Below are 16,431 nucleotides of genomic sequence, written 5' to 3'. Positions count from 1 at the left end.
AAAAGGGATATATACATAATGTATAATACGAACCAGTTAAAATGATCAACTACCTATTAGTTTTCAAACCAAAAGGAGGAGAAAATATGAGTTACGGTGGTTCTTGTGGTTTTGGTGGAGGTTTCGCTTTACTAGTTGTGTTATTCATTCTATTAATAATTGTAGGATGCAGCTGCTGGGGCGGAGGATACTAATTTTTAATTAGTCTTCACAAATGTAAACTAAAAAAACATTGAAGATACTTATGTATCGAAACAAATAAAAAAGGAGCAACTATGCTCCTTTTTTATTTGTCTTAATGCGTATTCTTACTATATTTCGGGAACGTAATCGTTAAAGTCGTTCCTTTACTAACGATACTTCGGATTTTTAAACTTCCATGCATCGTCTCAATAATCTTAACAGCAACCATCGTACCTAAACCGGTTCCTTTTGTTTTTGTACTAAAATACGGTTCACCGAATCGATGGATTTGCTCCTGTGACATTCCAACTCCGCTATCTTCAATTCGTATTTCAACTTTACTATTATTGATAGATGAGGAAATATTTAAGGTACCACCATTAGGCATTGCTTCAATACTGTTTTTTATTAAGTTTAAAAAACATTGTTGAAAGTGTTGTTTATTACCAACAATGGTTGCCTCAGAAAAATCCTGTGTAATATGTATCGTATTCATATTACACAATGGCAATATCATATTAATAACTCGATTTAACTCTTGTTTTACTGAAATTTGATCTAATTTTTCTGGAGAAGGTTTGGCAAACGTTAAGTAATCATCGATAATTTCTTGGGCACGATTTAACTCTTCAAGTATATGTTTAATATATTCGTCTCTTGACTCAGGAGTTAAATTTGGTGTTTTTAAAAGCTGTGTAAATCCTTTTACAACCGTTAAGGGATTCCTTACTTCGTGCGATATACTTGCAGCGAGTTGGCTAACAATCTCCATTTTTTCCATTTTAATTAATTTTGAGCGCATTAATACAGCATCTTTTATAACTTCATTTATATAAACAATAAATAACATTAAAGTAGTCGGTAATACCATGAAATAAATAATATACAAATTATTCACTTCAAAATCTGATAAAGTTAATACAATTAAAGTTGTAAATATTGCTAGGAAAAAGGTTAAAAACATGGAAAAAGCTACTTTAAGTTTTCTATTATATGTATTAAATTTTGAAGATGCGAGTGCTGTAACGATGAACATTATTCCGTAAACAACGACTGTTAGCATGTTAAAGCCATAAAATAAAAATCTTGTAATTAATAAAATTGTAAACAATATGATACCGACAGGGAATCCACCATAAAGCGTACCTATTATGACCGGAATTTGTCTTAAATCATGAATACAACTTTCATCCATATAGATAGGGTATCGCATACATAAAATAAGCGGGATACTAGAACAAAGGGTAATCAGTAATATTTTGTATTTTTTCAAATAATGCCTGCTATCATATATGAAATAAAAAACAAATATACTACATAAAATGTATAGAAGATTATTTAATACGTTTTGATTAATATAAACAAAGTCCATAATATTTGCCTCGTTATTCTGAATTTACTTAACATATGTATTATACATAATAACATATGTTAAGGTGAATAAACCTTGTTAATACAAGATTTGTTTGGCTTTTTGTTATAAAATACAAACATTTTGAAAACGTTAGCTATCCAAAGATACTTTTACTAAAATTTTTTACTCCTTCTTCCTGCATGTTCGGTAAAACATGAGAATAAATCCTAAGAGTTAATGAATACACGGAGATTTCAAAGAGTTGTAGACAAGTTTTCCAATTGGGATACAGCTGAAGAATTGTGTAAGGCAGCGAGGGATAAAAAAGAAATAATTCCAGTAAGGGTTTATTTGGGAGGTGGTTTTAAAACTGATGTTGTCGAGTACATGCGGTAGTAAAAGGGAGATGGACATATGAAAAAAGTAGAAATTGATGTTAGTAGCAACAAACTTTTAATAGTTTAGGATGGAAATGTAACAGTAGTCAATCCACCAATGAGCGGATTTGGTGAGCAAGTCGCGGTTTAGATAAACGGTAAGGTTGATCATGTAGATACTAAGTTTACTGAAAAGATAAAATGATTATTTTTAGAAAGATACCCAGACGGATTTAGTCGAGAAGCTAGTCAAAATCGCGTAGATGTGAAGTGAAAATCGTAAAAAAAAGAGTCATGAGCGGAAAGGCTCATAGCTCTTTGTATAAGGGTAATGGTTTTATAGGTAAATATTATTATTAAATTCTAAAAAATTCAATGTTAGTAAATTAATTGGTATGTGATTTGGGTTTTATAGAAAGAGATCAGCTAACAACAGCTAGCTGATCTGCAGGTTCTGTAAGACAAAACAGAAAAGAATATTAACAGAATATAGAGGTTTATCCTGGTTGTTTGAACGTAGTTAAAGAAAGAATATCACATACTATCAATTTTAATAAAAACTATCTGTGGCTTTCACTTCTTTATTTTATTCACAAATAGTTCCAGTAGCTATTCCGGTTGGAGCGACACCTACTGGGACATTAGTGATAACAGTATTCGTAGCAATATCAATAACGGAAACAGTATTACTAGCTTGATTTGTAACATATGCTCGAGTGCCATCAGGTATGATAGTTACTTGATCAGGGGATAAACCAACAGAAATTGTATCGATCACAGTATTTGTCGCCACATTTATTACCGATACATTATTGCTAACTTTATTTACAACGTAAATAAGGTTTCCACCCGGTGTAATATCTATGCCAACAGGTTCAGTACCTACGTTAATTGTATTAATAACTGCATTGGTAGCGGTGTTAATAACAGAAACCGTATTGCTGTTTTGATTCGTGACATACGCACGAGTACCATCTAGTGTAAACACGATTATTCTAGGACGAATACCAACAGGGATGGTAGCAATAACTGTATTGGTAGCAGTATTAATGACAGAAATTGTGTTGCTTAATTCGTTTGCAACATATGCAAGGGCACCATTTGGGGAAACAGTAATCCCTTGTGGAGCGATGCCAACAGGAATGGTATTAATAACTGTGTTTGTTGCCGCATTAATGACAGAAACCGTATTATTACCATGATTTCCAACATAAACAGTTGTGTTATTTGGAGAAACAGCTACACCTATTGGATTAGTTCCAACAGGAATGGTAGCGATAACAGTATTAGTAGCAGTATCAATAACGGAAACAGTATTAGAAAAAATATTAGTAACATAAGCACGAGCTCCATTTGGTGAAACTGTTACTTCAAGTGGTGCATTACCTACAGTAATTGTATCAACTACTATATTTGTTCCGGTGTTAATTACAGATACTGTATCATTTGTAGGGTCATCTATGAGTCCTGCATTTGTAGCATATACTAGGAAATTACATGCAGGTCCGGTTGGCCCAGTAGGTCCGGTCGGTCCAGTAGGTCCCGGTGGTCCTTCCGGCCCTTGGATTCCTTGCACTCCTTGAGGTCCAGTGGCTCCTGGTGGTCCTTCCGGCCCTTGAATACCTGACACACCTTGAGGTCCAGTGGTTCCCGGTGGTCCTTCCGGCCCTTGAATACCTGGCACACCCTGAGGTCCAGTGGATCCTTCCGGCCCTTCCGGTCCTTGAATTCCTTGTACACCTTGAGGTCCAGTGGGTCCCGGTGGTCCGGGAATTCCCATTCCGGTCCCTGAACCAGTAGGTCCCGGTGGTCCCGGTGGCCCTTGAATCCCTTGTACGCCTTGAAGTCCTTGAGGTCCCGGTGGTCCTTCCGGCCCCTGAATACCTGGCACGCCTTGAGGTCCAGTGGATCCTTCCGGCCCTTCCGGTCCCTGAATACCTGGCACACCTTGAGGTCCCGGTGGTCCTTCCGGCCCTTCCGGCCCCTGAATACCTGGCACGCCTTGAGTACCCTGAGCTCCTCTAGGTCCAGGAAATCCTCTAGGTCCAGTGGCTCCAGTCGGCCCGGGTGTTCCGATGTTACTTAATAGCGAACTATTCAAGATTCCTTGTAAAATTAAGTTGAAAGTTTGTTGTAATAAGGGGTCCGATATATTTGAACAACTTATAAGTGAAGACAAGCTTTGGAATAGAAATTGGAATAATGCTGAGATTTGAGTGAGAGATGCGGTAGGTAAAGAATTAATTAATTGGTTTATAGTTCTTATAACTAAATTTCTATTTGGTGTATTTGGTTGTATTGCTATTAATAAATCATTTAATGCCTGTAATGCTGATTGGAGTATTTGTATAGTTGTTGGATTTGGTGTTGTGAAAAAAGAAAGGATGGCTTGATTTAATTGATTTATTATTTGCAATAATTCTTGTTGTTGAGAATTCGAGAAAAAAACAGGTGTACAGCAATTACTTTGATCACAAGGGGATATAGAAATAAAGCAGGGTTGCTGAAATTTATCACACGAATTTTGGGAATTTGATTTTCGATTATATCTCATAAATACCTCCTTTTAAAAAATGAATATTAAGTAATTTTTGATAAATTATTAGCAACTGAGTTTGTAGGTATATGTTTAATGTGAAATGTTTTTTCCTTCAAAGTATATGCCAATAAAATGGAGGTGTTCATATGGGATATATAATCAATACTTGGTTGTTAGGAGGATGTTGTAATCATAGGAAAGGAAATGAAGGTTACAAAGTTTATAGACAAGCGATTGTATTTAAAAAAAGCGTTATTGTAATAAAATTTGAAGTTTATTAAAAAGAAGGAATGAAGGAAGATGTAAAAGATTTTGAAAGATCCATAAAAAAGAATTCGGTAAAACTCTGAATTCTTCTACACGTATTTTTATTTGTTAATCCATTTAGAAATAATAGGATAATGAAAGTCTTTTTCTTGTAGCACATATAAAATTCCTTTTATAGGTCCAAAAATTAACAAGAGAAACAGTATTAGATATAAAGGAGCTACCCCGAAAATAAACAAAGCGTTATTTGAAGCCAAGTCTAAATTAGACCAAAATAGCATTAAGATTCTTATTATGAAAAGATTCCAAATTACTGTGATTATCCAAATGAATAGTTGGTAAAAAACAGCTTCAAGGATATTTTTTCGAATGTTTTGTGATTTGCATACAAAATAGAAAACCAAAGGTATATAAAAAATTGTGACACTAAAGAAAATAAGAATAAAAAAAGATAATAATGTAAGAAAATGCATAATTAATTTTATGTTCTTTTCTTGAGTTAGGATTATTAAGGTCCTCCTATATTTATGAGATTTGTTGTGCCTATTAAAATATGTACTGTTGGTAATTATAACATGAAAATGGATTGTAATAGAATAATACATTAAAAAGAACAAGTAATAAATTAAACAAAAGCTTTATTTTATTATAGATAAATAGGTGACTCAGCAATTGTGCTAGCCGAGTCACCTAGTACTATGGAACCAAATAATGTTCTTTTTCTATATGTAGTTATGTGGAGTTCTTAGAGGCTAGCCCAATAGACAGTTAAGGGATAAATAAAATCATTTTAGAGAGTTTTACATTTTATTATGTTAATGCTACAACAGCAAGAGTTAAGCCCAACGTATTTAATGTATTAGAATATGGTCCTACATTAACAGTAAGGGTACTTGTTATACCTGAAGGTGTAGTGAAAATAGCGGGTGCTGATACAGAAGTGAATCCTGCAGTATATCCCAGAGAAGTACCAGAGCCAATGATTGGATTATTATTAAGATACATAGTGATACCTGCCGAATTACCTCCTGGTTGAATGATAACTTGCACTTCATAGATTGCCAAATAGGTTCTTCCACCTTCAAGTAAAACAGTTGTTGGTGGTGTGAATGAGATTGCCGTACCATTAGAATTTACCACGGTATCTAGTGGAATCGCAGAATTTACAGAGACTATTGATGGGGTAGTTTGAACAACATTTAAACTGTTAGCCGTGGGGGATGGACAAGTGCAAGGTTTGTGAATGTTAGAGTTATTATCATTTTGGTAATTCACAAATAATCAAGCCCCTTTGCGTAAGATAATTTTTTATCCTATATAAAACGTAGCTTTTTTGTATCTAAGTGATTTTTAATAAGTTTTTAAAGATAAGTCGAATATTGTTGGTCAGTTAACTTTTAAAAGTATTTGATACTCTGGAATTTAAAAGTGCATCTGATAAATATATATGAATGTTTTTTAAGGACATTACTGTAAGTTAGGAAACATAATAAAATAGTTATTTTGTTAAATAAAAAAACATGCACAAAAATTGTGCATGTTTAAAAAAGTTATGTCTTGTCTATGTAAATATATACTTAACTAATATATACCGTGTGTATGTTTGAACAAAATGGTTATTTATTAACAAATATAAAGAGCGCTTTTTAAGATGCTCCATGACCAAGATGTGTATCGAGAAGGATACTAAAAGATTAATAATGAGATGATCATGATTATTGTATGTACATTTCTAATGAATGTGAAGTCTTTAAATGCAATCAAAAAGAGCACGCATATAAGCATGCTCTTGGACAAGAAAGGTAGATTTCTATGAGTGGATATCTCCATACAATACTATATGCTTGTCCAGTTAAAAGGTGAAAAGTTTTAATGAAATCTTTATTTTATTAATTTGTAGGTTGATACAGTTCCCCAAACGAAAAGAACCAAGTAAAAAAGTCTTTGTAGTAGACCTGCAGGTAAGGGGAAAAGAAAAACAAGTGAGATAATGATTGTTATTACTATTAAGTTTAGTAAACAGAAATATGTCCATTTTCTAGTTTTTTTAAGATTCTTTGCAAAAATAAATAGTCCTGGAAATATAGTAAGCATACCTATCCAAACTAGAATAGAATGTCCAATTAGGTTTACATCTGCAGGAATTAATCCTGAGACTATAGTGGAAACTCCTATTATAATTATAAAAAATGTTGCTATTTTATTAATTTTTGTTTTTTCTAGATGTTGTGAAATATATAGTACTCCAATACAAAATGTTATTCCATTAAGAATAAAGAGTAAATTCATCCAAAAGTGATTAGGGGAGCATATTTCATAAGGAGCTATTTCGTAGGTGAATTCTCCACAGGTTGTTACACCTAGATCACTCATTGCATGATGCAAATAGTTATAAGATGCTGTAGAAGTGAAAATAAAGAAAGGTTCAATTAAAAAGTATAGGCAAGTTGCAATCCAACTAAATAAGCCAATCCTATTTGATATATACATTAGATGCCTCCTTTGATTTTGTTCATAAAGATGCTTAAAGAAGAAGTAATATTATTTGTACATTGATGGAAAGGATATTTGAACTAAAAAATGTTATAAAAATTTCATTTTGTAGAAATAAAGAAACTAAAAAAGAGCACCATGCATCAGTGCCCTTTCGGATAGGAGGTAACACTTTGAGTTGGATACTTAAAAAGTATATGGCATAGAAGAGAAATACGACCTAAAATTTATTATCAACTCAATACAAAAGAGCAGTTAACGAAGGTTAACCGCTCAGTCCTCAGAGAAAGGAAAAAGAACATTACAGATGTCAATGTGAATTCAAGCTGTATCAGCCCATTTATAGTATCGGACATAATTAAAAATTTTATTCGGATAAACTAAAAAAAGACAGCTAGCAAAAGCTAACTATCCTGATGAATAAGTAGAACGAAATGGTCATTCGTATTCAACCTTGGTGTACTTATATTGTTAACACTTTTTAGAAATTTATTCAATAAAAGAGCAGTTAGCCCAGCCTAACTGCTCCATACAGAGGTAATAATCTAGATGCATAGATATTATATGCCAAATTATTTATTTTATTCGAGACAGATTAAAGAATTTGTCCTTATTAGTGAAATATAGTTAAAGAATCTCTTTAAGAAACAGAAGCAGTAACCAAATAAAAGAGCAGCTAGCAAGAGCTAACTGCTCAACCCTCGACCAAGAGAGCTAGAGTGGGAAGAATTTAAAGCTGACTTTTTACAGTCCTATATAGTATCGGTGAAATATAGAATTTTATTCGTGTGAAACATAAAAAGAGCAGCTAGTAAAAACTAGCTACTCAGCCTTCGGGTATGAAGGGAAATCAGAAACTGTATATACATTATTAACGGAATATTGGGTTTTATTCAGGAGTTAGAGGAAAATGAATAAATTTAGACTGTTCCAACTTGGTTTTGGTCTGCAACATCAGAATCAAATGTGTTTGTTGCACTAACACCGTTAAATGTATTGAGAACAAAAGCAACGTTAGATGAACCTGAACCATTATAAGCTTTTGTATTTTCTTTTGGAGAAACGTTATAAAAATCACCTAAGTTGAAAGAACCGTTACTATTTTGCACAACCATATTTCCGACAATAGATGGCATAGCTTTCACCTTCTTTCCTAGGAAGCATTTAAATTAGTATATGGTGTATGCGTCTAGTAGTTCATTTGAAACTGAGAATTTTGAAATGAAGTTTGATTGAAAACCTAATAAAATAATCCTTTTGAAATTATATAGGTACAATTCACATCTGAGCGGCTTTTTGAATGTAAGAAGGTATTAAATTAATGAGAATGTCTAAAAATGGAAAAACTGTTTCATAAGAAGGAGTGAGAGGATTGGATAATTTATAGAAAAAGAAACTAAAAAAAGCAATTGCTCGTCGGACAAAGGTTATACAAAAATATAAGAAAGACAGAATAGATAAAGCTCGGAGGAATCTTTTTATACAGACAAGTATAATGAAATAAATATAGTCCGGATAGAAAACTAGAGGACACCAATTCATTAAAGCAGCAATTCAAGTTGTTTTAATGAATTGGTGTCCTTTTTATTTTGGAAGGGGGAGATAGGAAAATATGAGGGCACTACAAGACTAATTACGTGAGTGGAAAAAGCAATTGAATCAAACAAGAAAGAAAAAAAGATATAGAGTTCAAGTAGTTGTGAGATAAATTGAAAATAGAAATTGATAAGTAAAAAGATAAATAATTAAACATGCGGATGTATTGAATGCAAATGAAATAAAAATTAAATAGGTATATTTTTAATTTTTAAGTTAAGTATAGAGAAGAAATGAATTATCTAGATATTAAGAAAGGATGGATTTTTACAATGAGTTCAAATGAATCAAATTTCAGTTTTACCAGTAACAAAGATATTGTAAAGTACCTTAATGTAAGAAAAGACCCTGTTGATTTAAGAGACAAAATGTTTCGGAGTTACTTGTTTAGTAATGAGGCGGATTTGCCAACGCAAGTCGATCTTCGTCCTAAAATGTCAGGTATAGTAAATCAATGGAATATAGGTTCTTGTACGGCAAATGCAATTGTTTCAGGGTTACGAGAATATCTATTATTACAATCAGGTCGTCCATTTACTTGCTTATCTCGTTTGTTTTTATATTATCATGAACGAGAAATAGAAGGACATATTCAGGAAGATAGTGGAGCGAATGTTCGTGATGGTATGGGGGTTCTTAAAAATATTGGGGTATGCCCTGAAGAGGATTTTCCTTATACCGAGAATTTTAGAGATAAGCCATCACCAAAGGCTGAATCAGATGCTGCACTTTATAAAATTGGAACCTACCATCGTATTCAAGATTTATCGGGATTAAAGGCTGCACTTGCTCATGGATTAGTTGCTGTACTTGGATTTGCTGTACCAAAATCTTTTATGTCAGAAGAAGTGAAAAAGACTGGTATAGTTCCAGTATCAGGAACAGATGATGTAATTGTTGAAGATGGTCAACCAGCGGGACATGCTGTGTGTGCTGTTGGATATGACGATGATAAGCAAACGGTTATTATTCGCAACAGCTGGGGAGAAGACTGGGGAGATAAAGGATATTGTTATTTCCCATATGAATTATTTAAAAATGGAATTGTGCAAGATATGTGGACAGGTCGTTAATTAGAAAAGCGATGGAAGTATGGAAACTACAAAACATGTTATGCATGCAAGTGGTGTAGAGGTATCAATGATTCCAGATGAGCTATTCTGTGCTATTCGTTATTGAGATAACGATGGTTTTGGAGAGCCAATTAGTGGTCTAGAATCAGGTAATCCAATTGAATTAGAGGGAGTCTACATTGATAAAAATCATGTATATCCTTCAATTGGAAATCCTGATGATCCAGTTTTGTATTTTACCCATCATCCAGTAGGTTTTGTTATCTACAACGGAAAAGGGTATGAGTAATATTTTTGTACAAGCTGGAATTTTAAAGTGAACGAAAAACAAATATAGTCCGGCTAGAAAACTAGAGGACACCAGTTCATTAAAGCAGTCATTTAAGCTGTTTTAGGAATAGGTGTCCTTTTTATTTTGAAAAGGGAGATGGGGGGAATAAAGGTGCTAAAGGATTAATTACACGAGTGGAAAAAGCAATCAAAACAAGCAAAGAAGAAAAATAAGAAAAAGGGAAAAGAGAAATTTAGCGCTCGTGAAATTGAAGAGTTAATGGGAGTTCATGGACCACGTTATGAAAGAAGACGTGGAACAATAAGACAAAAATAAATTAAAAATAAAAAGAAGTGATCTTACATGACTAAACAGTTATCTTTTTTAACAAAAATCGATAGAACAGCAACACAATTGGTGAGAGTACGGTTTCCTCCCTTTTCCTTGCTACCGACAATGATGTGTTATGTTAACTTCATATGAATTGGTTATACATCGTTATTCCTTCGTTTCTCGCTCTATTCTATATATTTGCATACCAAGTATGTGTATATCATATATTAATACAAGTAATCATATATACCCAATCTGTATGATATATATAGATCAATACTTTAAGTAGTACAGCACTCTATTATAGTGAGAAAGGAACATCAGATTTATGAATAACCTCAACGTTCTTTGTGAACAATTTGCTAAAATACTTAATGGAAAAAGCAATATAAATCAAGGTGTTTGTTCTGTCTCCTTGCACCGTAATATCAAAGTGTTTGTTCAAGGACGACCAAGCACCTCAGTGATACCGGTCGGGATATCTTTTGAATCGTTAGATCAAAATGGTAACGCATTGAACTTTGGAGAAATTGCTATTTTACAAGAAGAAATTCCTTTATTTATGCAATCAATTGTTCAACAGGGGATTATTGTTAGTGCTTTACATAATCATTGGTTATATATGAAACCATTGATTATGTATATTCATATCCAATCTGTTGAACCACCATTAAGTTTTGCGAAAAAATTGGCAAATTCTTTTTCATTTTTAAGTAGTTATCCAATTACTGATAATGAGAGTTAATGTTAAATAAATCATATTTAGCCACTTCTTATCTTGATAATTATGTAAGTAAGCTGTCCATATGGACAGCTTATTTTATTTTTCCGCATAGCGTAGGTTATTTTACAAAATGTTGGTGGTATCCCATGCCCATCAACCTAAGATTATATAGGTTTAATTTCAAGTGAAATTATTTCATTCTTCTAAAGATCCAGTGTAAGTTCTTTAAAGATTTGCATCTCAAATAAACCAAGAGACCTTATAAATCATAATTATTTTTAACACAAAACAATTCTTTAAAATTATCAATTTTTAAATTTCGAATGGGAATTTTTCATTCTAATACCTCTTTTATTTATATAATTAAACTTTTAACGTTACTCTACAATTTTTAAAAACATGTAAATAATCTAATCCATCTTGTATCAATTACCAAAATCATCAAAAACCTACCGTTCCATCTAAAACCAGTTACAGACCTTTGTCCTACAAAAATCGGATAATACCAAAACTGCTTACCATTATTAAGCCATATATAGGTGTTTCGAAATAAACAGAATGAAATTGCTCCTGGATCAACAGCAAATGGTGAAGCTACTGATTGTTGAAGAATAAATGATGGGGGAGGAGATGTTGGGGCTTGTGAACTTTGACCTGGTCTACCTGGAGAACTAGGGATTTGAAGACCAGGGAATTGACGATCGAAGTATTGATCATAATTTATATAAGGATAATAAATTGAATCATTATATATTAAAAGTCACCTCTTTATTTTATAATTTCCTAAATTATTAATATGTAATAGAAGGCGTATTGCGAAATGAAAGACAATTGCCAAACGGTTATGTAAGAGATGCCGTTGTATATAGTATTATCGCAAGCGAATGGCCGGTTATAAAAGAACAACTATTACAAAAACTAGCAGTATATAAATAAGGAATTATGGTCAAACATATATAACCGAGATACTCTCATTTATTCGATTTGGGGGTATCTCAATTTTGTTAGCTTGATAGCGATGGGGTAGAGCCCCATCGCTATCAAGCTAAGAGAAGACAACTACCCTAAAAATGAAATTTTGTGCTAACTTGAAATAAAAAAGCTCATTTTTCTTTTTGGGTAAATCTGTTTTCTTAACATGTATGGGGACCCATATATGTTGTTATAGAATCTATATTTGTATATTCTGGAAGAAATATAAAGGAAAACGTATTAGTGTTTTTGTATTCAGGGATATATTTCTAATCAAACGAGTTTAGGAATTGGATGTGTCATTTTGTATTATGAATAACTATAGAATAGTATGGTAAAGAGACATGTAATTTCAGATCATTCAATAATTATAATGATAAGGAGCATATTAGTGAAAAAACTTACTTTTAAGGATTTGAATTCACCGGAAACCATGCGTAATCCCATTATGTTCTATAAAAACCTCATCAAGCAACAAGAGCGTTTTTTTCAAATTGATGACTTTTATGGCATGGGAGGGACATGGGTCGCATTACACTATGATGATGTGATTACTATTCTGAAAGATGCTCGTTTTATCAAAGATTTACGGAAATTCACATCACCCCATGATAAGCAACACCCAAATTCGGAAAATACAGCTGCGAGTAAACTGTTTGACTGGTTGATGAATATGCCAAATATGCTTACGGTAGATCCACCTGATCATACTCGCCTACGTCGTCTAGTCTCTAAAGCCTTTACACCACGTATGATAGAGGATCTTCGTCCCCGTATTCAGCAAATTGCCGACGAATTGTTAGTTGCTGTACAGGAAAAAGGAAAGATGGAAATTATTTCAGATTTTGCTTACCCGCTACCCATTATTATTATTTCAGAGATGCTCGGGATTCCCGTCACTGATCGAAACCAGTTCCGTGAATGGACACAAATACTCATGAACGCCTCTGTGAATCCTAGTCAAGGAACTGCAGTTACAACAACACTTGAAAAGTTTATTCAATACATCGAGGTATTGCTTAACGAAAAGCGTCTAAATCCTGATGCTGATTTGATAAGCAAGCTCGTTCAAACAAAAGAGCAAGAAGACAAGTTGAGTAATAACGAGCTTCTCTCGACAATTTGGCTGCTTATTATCGCTGGACATGAAACTACAGTTAATCTAATCAGTAATGGTGTACTGGCATTACTTCAACATCCCGAACAAATGAATTTACTAAGGGAAAATCCTTCCCTGATTTCTTCCACTGTTGACGAACTATTACGCTATTCCGGCCCGGTTATGTTTATTAGCCGTCTTGCTAGTGAAGATATGACAATACATGGAAAAAGGATTCGCAAAGGTGATTTAGTTCTACTCTCTCTAACTGCTGCAAATATTGATCCACAGAAATTTACTTATCCGGAAACATTGAATATTTCACGAGAAGAGAATAATCATTTAGCCTTTGGGGCTGGTATACATCACTGTTTGGGGGCTCCATTAGCACGTTTAGAAGGACAAATTGCATTAGGTACTTTGCTACAGCGGCTTCCTAACCTTCGCCTAGCAATCAAACCGGATCAATTAAATTATAATCATAGTAAAATTCGTTCTCTTGTTAATCTGCCAGTTGTTTTCTGACCTATAATTACAATGGGCTTAAGCTGTTGTTTTTATTGGATAAAATTGTTATTTTAAAATTTTATAGTACTTCCAGAATGAAGTTTTTGCTAACTTGCAATAAAACTTTATTCTAGAGTAATTCTAAATTCTTAAGTTGATGGATGTAGGGTCCCACCACATCGCCATCAAGCTAAGATTAAGTAAAATTCCGTTCAACTAGATTTGTCGGTTTTCTAAAAGATTGATATCAGTTATCTAAAAATCTGCATACAAAATTAACCTTTATAAGGTGAATTTTGTGCAAGTTATTGAAGAATATGTGGAGATAGATATTGCTGTAGTTCTTCAGCGAACAAATGAAACTTATCTTGAATCGATAGATTCATACAAAACGCCATACTTTCTGTATTTTTTACAAAAGAATAATGCTTTCTATAAGTTATAGGTATAAATTCATCAAAGGTTTATAGTAATGTAAATTGACCCCTATAGTGTGTTGCAATTTAATAAGTTCAGATAAGTTTTTTTTAGTTGTGACTGCATTGTATAATGAAAAAGTGTGGCTTTTTGACTTTTGGTGCACGGAGAATTGTTATTATTTTCCGTCGATAAAAGTTTATGTCAGAGCTACCAAGGAGAGATCATACGATGTCCGAGAAGATGCATGCTGACGAATTGAAAATTGAAGAGCGACTTGTGCGTCGTTTGCTTGTCGATCAGTTCCCCCGCTGGGCAGAGTTACCCCTTCGTAAGGTGGAGCCAGTTGGAACGGTAAATGCCGTTTTCCGACTTGGCGACGAATATTCCATTCGGCTAGCGAGAAGGGAAGGACCGACGACACCAGGAGGAAGCGAGTTCTTATGGCTACCCAAAATCGCGCCATTAGTCCCGCTTGAAATCCCTGTACCTATCGCTCAGGGGCGCCCAAATAACGAATACCCATGGTTTTGGGAGATACATTCGTGGCTGAAGGGTGAAACGGTGCCGATAGAGGCGCTTGAAGAGATTCAGGCAGCACGCGATCTCGCAGAGTTTGTCCTAGCGTTGCAACAAGTCGATCCAACGGGAGGGCCGTTAGGACGCGGCATTCCTTTGGCCCAACGGGACAAGGACTTCCGATATTGGCTAGCACGATTTAATGGCGATCCCGCGGTGTCTGCTGTATGGGAGTCGGCTCTTTCTGCCCCTCCATGGAACGGTCCTCCTGTTTGGCATCACGGCGATCTAGATGTACGTAACTGGCTCGTACGTGATAAGCGTATTAGTGGTGTGATTGATTGGGGGACAATGGGAATAGGTGACCCTGCGTGTGATGTAATGGTCGCGTGGAAGTTGCACTCGCCAGAGGCGCGCGATGTGTTCCTTGATGCTACTCGTACGGACGGTGCTACATTGGCAAGGGCCCGCGGATGGGTCGTATCACAGGCAGTTGCAATCCTTGCCTACTACACGCCGCAAAACAATCCAACTTTGTACAATGAGGCGAAATCCTGGCTAGACCTAGTGCTAGCTCAAAAGTAATTCAGTAATTTTAAGAAAGAAACATATCTCAGTTATTCAACGGGCTTATTCAGAAAGCGAGAGAACCATAAAAATCGTTATCCTTTCAAGTATTTTACTGAAAGAATAACGATTTTTTCATTTTGGGGGAATTTTGTCTCCTTAACTTGATGGGCAAGTGGTTCTACCCTATATTGTAACAAAATGATATTAGGAAGTTTATCTAATTAAAAATCCCACTTGTAGTGGATTTTTGATGAGGTTGCTTAAATTTCTTCTAATAGTTGCTCGATTTTTTCAGCATTAATAGACCAGTTTAAATCTTTTTTAATCAAACCATCTTTTTTAAGCTGACTCAGAATAGCACTGGTCGTTTCTCGTGTAGAACCAATCATGTTTGCAATGTCAGCATGTGTCAATTTCATATTGATGGTTTGCCATTCGTTTATTCTTCTGCCAGTTTTTTCACTTAACTTCAATAATAAGTATATTAGACGGTATTTAACATCACTAAGAGCAATTTTCTCGCTTAAGCTATAAACTTCTTTTAAACGGTTTGAAAGTATATTTATAAATTTCAATGCAATTTTGGGGTTCCTTTCAATAAATCCCTCAAAATCATTCCTTGCAATTATACATAAATAAGTATCTGTCATTGCTTCAGCATAAACCTGGTCATTTGTTAAAGATAAGGTAGATGTTTCTCCAAAAATATTACCACTTGTTAAAATATCAACAGTAAACTGTTTTCCATGATGATTCATACGAAATAAGCGTACTTGACCTTTCTTTAAAAAAAATAATGCTTCAATTGGCTTATCTGGAGATAATATAATCGTTCCTTTTTTAACAGGTTTCATCTCACTTAATTCTTCAACGGTCTTAAGATCGTCCATTGGTAATTCTTCTAATAGACTAATTTGTGAAAGAAGTAATAAGTTATCCACTTGAAATCATTCCTTTCACTATTTTTATTTTCATTATACCGTTCTTTGTAATTTTTACTGTAATCTAAATTACTGCATAAAAGTAATTAATTAGTATAGTACCAGGTAGGGGTGGTTTTGTGGAGCCAGTTTTATATACAATGGATGGGTGCTTAAGCTGTTTTAAAGCAAAACAACATCTAATTCAAAGTAATAT

14 protein-coding genes and 4 pseudogenes are annotated in these 16,431 nt (G+C 34.0%); 9 read left to right on the top strand and 9 right to left on the bottom strand.

All coding sequences use genetic code 11. The features are described from left to right. The first annotated feature begins 86 nt into the window (after nt 1-86). Nucleotides 87-194, top strand: a complete 108-nt coding sequence (locus tag ACZDYH_RS23000) for a YjcZ family sporulation protein (RefSeq protein ID WP_000120182.1) — start codon at nt 87-89, stop codon at nt 192-194. 101 nt (nt 195-295) lie between these two features. On the opposite strand, the gene ACZDYH_RS22995 is transcribed toward ACZDYH_RS23000, so the two are convergent. Both ACZDYH_RS22995 and ACZDYH_RS22990 read right to left on the bottom strand, forming a co-directional pair. Then, entirely contained in the window at nt 296-1,555 is a 1,260-nt protein-coding gene (locus ACZDYH_RS22995) for a LytS/YhcK type 5TM receptor domain-containing protein (protein WP_474887251.1), read from the bottom strand. A gap of 136 nt (nt 1,556-1,691) precedes the next feature. Then, a pseudogene (locus ACZDYH_RS22990) lies at nt 1,692-1,778 on the bottom strand (tyrosine-type recombinase/integrase); the annotation flags it as partial. A gap of 173 nt (nt 1,779-1,951) precedes the next feature. Here ACZDYH_RS22990 and ACZDYH_RS22985 point away from each other — a divergent pair. Beyond that, nucleotides 1,952-2,065 (top strand): annotated as a pseudogene (locus tag ACZDYH_RS22985) (DUF3954 domain-containing protein). Between the two features lie 435 nt (nt 2,066-2,500). On the opposite strand, the gene ACZDYH_RS22980 reads toward ACZDYH_RS22985, so the two are convergent. Then, entirely contained in the window at nt 2,501-4,468 is a 1,968-nt protein-coding gene (locus ACZDYH_RS22980) for a YVTN family beta-propeller repeat protein (RefSeq protein ID WP_474887250.1), read from the bottom strand. A 131-nt stretch (nt 4,469-4,599) separates the two neighbouring features. Between ACZDYH_RS22980 and ACZDYH_RS22975 the strand changes: the two genes are divergently transcribed. Further along, on the top strand, nt 4,600-4,734 hold the full coding sequence (locus ACZDYH_RS22975; RefSeq protein WP_264299199.1) for a hypothetical protein: 135 nt from the start codon (nt 4,600-4,602) through the stop codon (nt 4,732-4,734). 87 nt (nt 4,735-4,821) lie between these two features. Here the strand turns inward: ACZDYH_RS22975 and ACZDYH_RS22970 are convergent, their stop codons facing one another. The 4 genes from ACZDYH_RS22970 to ACZDYH_RS22955 form a co-directional block, all read right to left on the bottom strand. Continuing rightward, a complete protein-coding gene (locus ACZDYH_RS22970) occupies nt 4,822-5,229 on the bottom strand; it encodes a magnetosome magnetite crystal formation protein family (protein WP_097966432.1) in 408 nt (135 codons plus the stop codon). Nucleotides 5,230-5,530: 301 nt separating this feature from the next. Then, the gene (locus ACZDYH_RS22965; RefSeq protein WP_043924670.1) at nt 5,531-5,995 is read right to left on the bottom strand and encodes a hypothetical protein; all 465 of its coding nucleotides are present in this window, start codon (nt 5,993-5,995) and stop codon (nt 5,531-5,533) included. Nucleotides 5,996-6,601: 606 nt separating this feature from the next. Next, nucleotides 6,602-7,210 carry a DUF998 domain-containing protein gene (locus tag ACZDYH_RS22960; protein WP_474887248.1) on the bottom strand — a complete coding sequence of 203 codons (609 nt, stop codon included), beginning with the start codon at nt 7,208-7,210 and terminating at the stop codon, nt 6,602-6,604. Between the two features lie 923 nt (nt 7,211-8,133). Next, nucleotides 8,134-8,349, bottom strand: a complete 216-nt coding sequence (locus ACZDYH_RS22955) for a spore germination protein (RefSeq protein WP_001139345.1) — start codon at nt 8,347-8,349, stop codon at nt 8,134-8,136. Between the two features lie 227 nt (nt 8,350-8,576). Between ACZDYH_RS22955 and ACZDYH_RS22950 the strand changes: the two are divergent. The 3 genes and pseudogenes from ACZDYH_RS22950 to ACZDYH_RS22940 all read left to right on the top strand — a co-directional run bounded on the left by ACZDYH_RS22950 (nt 8,577) and on the right by ACZDYH_RS22940 (nt 11,231). Next, nucleotides 8,577-8,717: pseudogene (locus ACZDYH_RS22950) on the top strand (DUF3983 domain-containing protein). A 364-nt stretch (nt 8,718-9,081) separates the two neighbouring features. After that, the gene (locus ACZDYH_RS22945; protein ID WP_000097509.1) at nt 9,082-9,882 is read left to right on the top strand and encodes a C1 family peptidase; all 801 of its coding nucleotides are present in this window, start codon (nt 9,082-9,084) and stop codon (nt 9,880-9,882) included. A 932-nt stretch (nt 9,883-10,814) separates the two neighbouring features. After that, nucleotides 10,815-11,231, top strand: coding sequence for a DUF1259 domain-containing protein (locus ACZDYH_RS22940; protein WP_033692076.1), 417 nt, complete (start codon nt 10,815-10,817; stop codon nt 11,229-11,231). A 370-nt stretch (nt 11,232-11,601) separates the two neighbouring features. Here the strand turns inward: ACZDYH_RS22940 and ACZDYH_RS22935 are convergent, their stop codons facing one another. Continuing rightward, nucleotides 11,602-11,964 (bottom strand): transporter, encoded by a 363-nt coding sequence (locus ACZDYH_RS22935; protein ID WP_081631309.1) that lies wholly within the window; start codon nt 11,962-11,964, stop codon nt 11,602-11,604. Nucleotides 11,965-12,008: 44 nt separating this feature from the next. Here ACZDYH_RS22935 and ACZDYH_RS22930 point away from each other — a divergent pair. The 3 genes and pseudogenes from ACZDYH_RS22930 to ACZDYH_RS22920 form a co-directional block, all read left to right on the top strand. Continuing rightward, nucleotides 12,009-12,146, top strand: a pseudogene (locus ACZDYH_RS22930) (GNAT family N-acetyltransferase); the annotation flags it as partial. 427 nt (nt 12,147-12,573) lie between these two features. Next, the gene (locus ACZDYH_RS22925; RefSeq protein WP_006919365.1) at nt 12,574-13,806 is read left to right on the top strand and encodes a cytochrome P450 family protein; all 1,233 of its coding nucleotides are present in this window, start codon (nt 12,574-12,576) and stop codon (nt 13,804-13,806) included. 600 nt (nt 13,807-14,406) lie between these two features. Then, complete coding sequence (locus tag ACZDYH_RS22920; RefSeq protein ID WP_306663795.1) at nt 14,407-15,309, top strand: aminoglycoside phosphotransferase family protein; 903 nt, start codon at nt 14,407-14,409, stop codon at nt 15,307-15,309. 245 nt (nt 15,310-15,554) lie between these two features. Here ACZDYH_RS22920 and ACZDYH_RS22915 read toward each other — a convergent pair whose 3' ends face one another. Next, on the bottom strand, nt 15,555-16,235 hold the full coding sequence (locus ACZDYH_RS22915) for a Crp/Fnr family transcriptional regulator (RefSeq protein WP_006919362.1): 681 nt from the start codon (nt 16,233-16,235) through the stop codon (nt 15,555-15,557). Between the last annotated feature and the right edge of the window lie 196 nt (nt 16,236-16,431).

The organism is Bacillus sp. EB V-12 (assembly GCF_056158125.1).
The sequence above is the reverse complement of the archived record's forward strand: the minus strand, read 5'-3'. Positions and strand labels throughout refer to the sequence as shown.

Bases quoted from the DNA above. Each gene is read 5' to 3' on its own strand.
- ACZDYH_RS22995 (WP_474887251.1), bottom strand. From the start codon at position 1,555: ATGGACTTTGTTTATATTAATCAAAACGTATTAAATAATCTTCTATAC.
- ACZDYH_RS22940 (WP_033692076.1), top strand. From the start codon at position 10,815: ATGAATAACCTCAACGTTCTTTGTGAACAATTTGCTAAAATACTTAAT.
- ACZDYH_RS22920 (WP_306663795.1), top strand. From the start codon at position 14,407: ATGTCAGAGCTACCAAGGAGAGATCATACGATGTCCGAGAAGATGCAT.
- ACZDYH_RS22945 (WP_000097509.1), top strand. From the start codon at position 9,082: ATGAGTTCAAATGAATCAAATTTCAGTTTTACCAGTAACAAAGATATT.
- ACZDYH_RS22955 (WP_001139345.1), bottom strand. From the start codon at position 8,349: ATGCCATCTATTGTCGGAAATATGGTTGTGCAAAATAGTAACGGTTCT.
- ACZDYH_RS23000 (WP_000120182.1), top strand. From the start codon at position 87: ATGAGTTACGGTGGTTCTTGTGGTTTTGGTGGAGGTTTCGCTTTACTA.
- ACZDYH_RS22960 (WP_474887248.1), bottom strand. From the start codon at position 7,210: ATGTATATATCAAATAGGATTGGCTTATTTAGTTGGATTGCAACTTGC.
- ACZDYH_RS22975 (WP_264299199.1), top strand. From the start codon at position 4,600: ATGGGATATATAATCAATACTTGGTTGTTAGGAGGATGTTGTAATCAT.
- ACZDYH_RS22980 (WP_474887250.1), bottom strand. From the start codon at position 4,468: ATGAGATATAATCGAAAATCAAATTCCCAAAATTCGTGTGATAAATTT.